Source organism: Pseudoxanthobacter sp., assembly GCF_036822375.1.
In the GTDB taxonomy this organism is placed as follows: Bacteria; Pseudomonadota; Alphaproteobacteria; order Rhizobiales; family Segnochrobactraceae; genus Pseudoxanthobacter.
Genome location: NZ_DAISHT010000138.1, coordinates 6,146 through 9,491, shown reverse-complemented (window position 1 = coordinate 9,491; position 3,346 = coordinate 6,146). Strand labels below are relative to the sequence as shown.

The 3,346-nt window shown below is 68.8% G+C and carries 2 protein-coding genes; both read right to left on the bottom strand.

The window, feature by feature from the left end:
• Positions 1-2,143, bottom strand: a 2,143-nt coding sequence (putA, locus tag V7067_RS12495; protein ID WP_334176233.1) for a bifunctional proline dehydrogenase/L-glutamate gamma-semialdehyde dehydrogenase PutA, incomplete at its 3' end; no start/stop codon positions are given.
• 207 nt (positions 2,144-2,350) lie between these two features.
• Complete coding sequence (locus V7067_RS12490) at positions 2,351-3,019, bottom strand: response regulator transcription factor (protein ID WP_334176232.1); 669 nt, start codon at positions 3,017-3,019, stop codon at positions 2,351-2,353.
• Between the last annotated feature and the right edge of the window lie 327 nt (positions 3,020-3,346).

Genomic DNA, 3,346 nt, shown 5'->3' with positions numbered 1-3,346 from the left:
GCACGATGATGCCGAGAAGCTGCGGCATGCGCGCTTCCATCAGGTCGGCGGCGCGCGTCAGGCACTGGGCGCGCTCGGCCGGCGGGGTCGCGGCCCAGATCGGGGCGGCGGCAACGGCATGGGCCAGCGCCTCGTCGACGGTCGCGGGCGTGGCATCCACCACATGGCCGACGCGGTCGCGGTGGTCGGCCGGGTTCAGCACCGCGCGCCCCTCGCCGCTGCGCGGGCCATCGGCAAGCTGCGGTTCGGCGGTGTAGGCGATATCGGCGGAGGACAGCAGCGCGGCGGACAGCGAGGCGAGCCGCTGCTCGTTGGAAAGGTCGATGCCGGCGGAATTCTCACGCGTCTCGCCGAACAGCTCGCGCGGCAGCGCGATGCGCGGATGCGGCGAGCCCAGCGGCTGGATGGCTCTGGCCACCGACACCGGGTCGGCAATCAGCTCGTCGATCGAGGTGCCGCTGTCGGAGATGCGGTTGACGAACGAGGTGTTGGCGCCGTTTTCCAGCAGGCGGCGAACGAGATAGGCCAGCAGCGTCTCATGGGTGCCGACCGGGGCATAGACGCGGCACGGCCGGTTGAGCTTGTCGGCGGGAACGACTTCCTCATAAAGCGGCTCGCCCATGCCGTGCAGGCACTGGAACTCGTACTGGCCGCGATAATAGTTGTTGCCGGCCATCGCATAGATGGTGGCGAGCGTCTGGGCGTTGTGGGTGGCAAACTGCGGGAAGATTGCATCCGGCGCCGCCAGCAGCTTGCGGGCGCAGGCCAGATAGGACACGTCGGTGTGCACCTTGCGGGTGAAAACGGGGAAGCCTTCCAGCCCGTCCACCTGCGCGCGCTTGATCTCGGCATCCCAGTAGGCGCCCTTCACCTGCCGCACCATCAGGCGGTGGCCGGAGCGGCGGGCCAGGTCGATCAGGTAATCGATGACGAAGAAGCAGCGCTTCTGGTAGCCCTGCACCACGAAGCCGATGCCGTTCCAGCCGGCGAGATCGGGGTCGAAGCACAGCGCTTCCAGCAGGTCGAGCGACAGTTCGAGGCGGTCGGTCTCTTCCGCGTCGATGTTGATGCCGATGTCATAGCGCCGTGCCAGCAGCACCAGCGCCTTCACGCGCGGCAGCAGTTCGCCCATCACGCGGTCGGCCTGCGCGCGGCTGTAGCGCGGATGCAGCGCCGAGAGCTTGATGGAGATGCCCGGCCCCTCATAGATGCCGCGCCCGCCCGAGGCCTTGCCGATGGCGTGGATGGCCTGCTCGTAATCGTTGTAATAGCGCTGGGCGTCGGCTTCGGTGGTCGCCGCCTCGCCGAGCATGTCGTAGGAATAGCGGAAGCCCTTGGCCTCGAAGCGGCGCGAGTTGGCGAGGGCCTCGGAAATGGTCTGGCCGGTGACGAACTGCTCGCCCATCATCCGCATGGCCATGTCGACGCCCTTGCGGATGAGCGGCTCGCCGCCCTTGCCGATCAGGCGGGTGAGGGCGGAGGTGAGGTCGGATTCCGACGAGGTCGCCGTCAGCTTGCCGGTGACGACGAGGCCCCACGTCGCGGCATTGACGAACAGCGACGGGCTGCGCCCGACATGGGACTGCCAGTTGCCGGTGGAAATCTTGTCGCGGATGAGGGCATCGCGGGTGGCGCGGTCGGGAATGCGCAGCAGCGCTTCCGCAAGACACATGAGGGCCACGCCCTCCTGGCTCGTCAGCGAATATTCGCGGATGAGCTTTTCCACGCCGCCGCTCTTCAGGCTCTTCTCGCGCAGCGTCTCCACCAGATGGCGGGCGAGCTCGCGGGCCTGATCGGCAACCGCCTTCGGCTGGGTCGCCTGCGAGATGAGCAGCGGCAGGCACTCGTGCTCCGGCCGGCGATAGGCCGCGGTGATCTTGGCGCGCAGCACGCTCTGCGGCTGGATCGACTGGGCGAATTCGAGGAAGGGCTGGCAGGCCGCGTTTTCCGCCGCCTCCACGAGTTCCACCTCGCGCGGCTCGCCGGAAAGGTCGGAGACATCCTCGCCGCGCTCGATGCGCTCCACCGTGGACATCAGCGACTGCTTGATCAGCCAGTGCGGGGAGCGGCCGACCTTCTCGGCCGCCTCCTTCAGACGGGCGCGCAATGCGTCATCGATCTTCACGCCAATGGTGGTTGCCATGGATGCCTCGGCCGGAATGCGGAAAACAGGCGGTTGCGCCGCGCCATGCGAAAAGGCGCAACCTTCCTGCTATCCATAGCGCAACCTTTTGCGACGGAAAAGACCGCAAAAGGCGCAACCTGCCGAAAATCACCGCATGCCCAGCTTCGGGGCAGGCGGGTGCAACCATGCCCGGCGGGGCGTCGGGCGGGCGTCAGGCCGGGCGCGTCAGGTGGGCGCGCCGGCGCGCGGAGCGCCGGCGATGCGCCCGGCGGCAATCACCGCCTGCGTGCGGCTTTCCACCCCGAGCTTCTGCAGCACGGCGGAAACGTGGGCCTTGACGGTGGCCTCCGACACGCCGAGGGCGTGGGCGATCTGCTTGTTGAGCAGCCCTTCGCTCAGCATCATCAGCACGCGCAGCTGCTGGGGCGTGAGGGTGGCGAGGCGGCGCACGATGTCCTCGTCATTCTCGCCCTCGTCGGTGCCGACACTGTCGGGCGGCACCCACTCGCCGCCGGCCAGAACGGCACCGACGGCGGCGCGGATGGCCTCGATGCTGCCGAGCGACTTCGGGATGAAGCCGGCGGCGCCGAATTCCATGGCGCGGCGGATGGTGGCCGGCTCCTCGGTGGCGGAAACCACCACCACCGGTACCGCCGGATACTGGGCCCGGAGATAGAGCAGGCCGGAAAAGCCCTGCACGCCCGGCATCGTCAGGTCGAGCAGCAGCAGGTCGATATCGTCGATGCGGTCGAGCAGGGCCACGACCTCATCGAGAGAACCGGCCTCGTCGACGACCACGTCGTCGTCCAGCCCCTCCAGCACCTGGCGCAGGGCGCCACGGAACAGCGGATGATCGTCCACGATCACGAAGCGATGTCGCGGCGTCGCTGACACGGCGGTCGAGCCTCTCTCTTCGCATGGCCTGTCCCCGGCCGCCCGCATCCCCGGCAGGGGAGCGGGCCCCGGGGAGAGCCGACTGGCCGGCCCGGCGGCTGCCGCGCGGGCCCGCGATGTGGCGGGGTGCGGGCCGGCAACCCAGACCTTGGCATAAGTTGGAATAAGTATCGGGCGGCGCGGCGCGCTGCGCAACCTCAAGGCATCTGTTAAAGCGTGAATTTGCAGCTTTGCAGCACCGCCCGGGGTGGCCCCGCGCCCGCAAGTGTGGAAGGAAAGGCGCCGGCTGCCCCGCCGGCGTCCGGCGGGCCGCATTCCGTGCAAGCC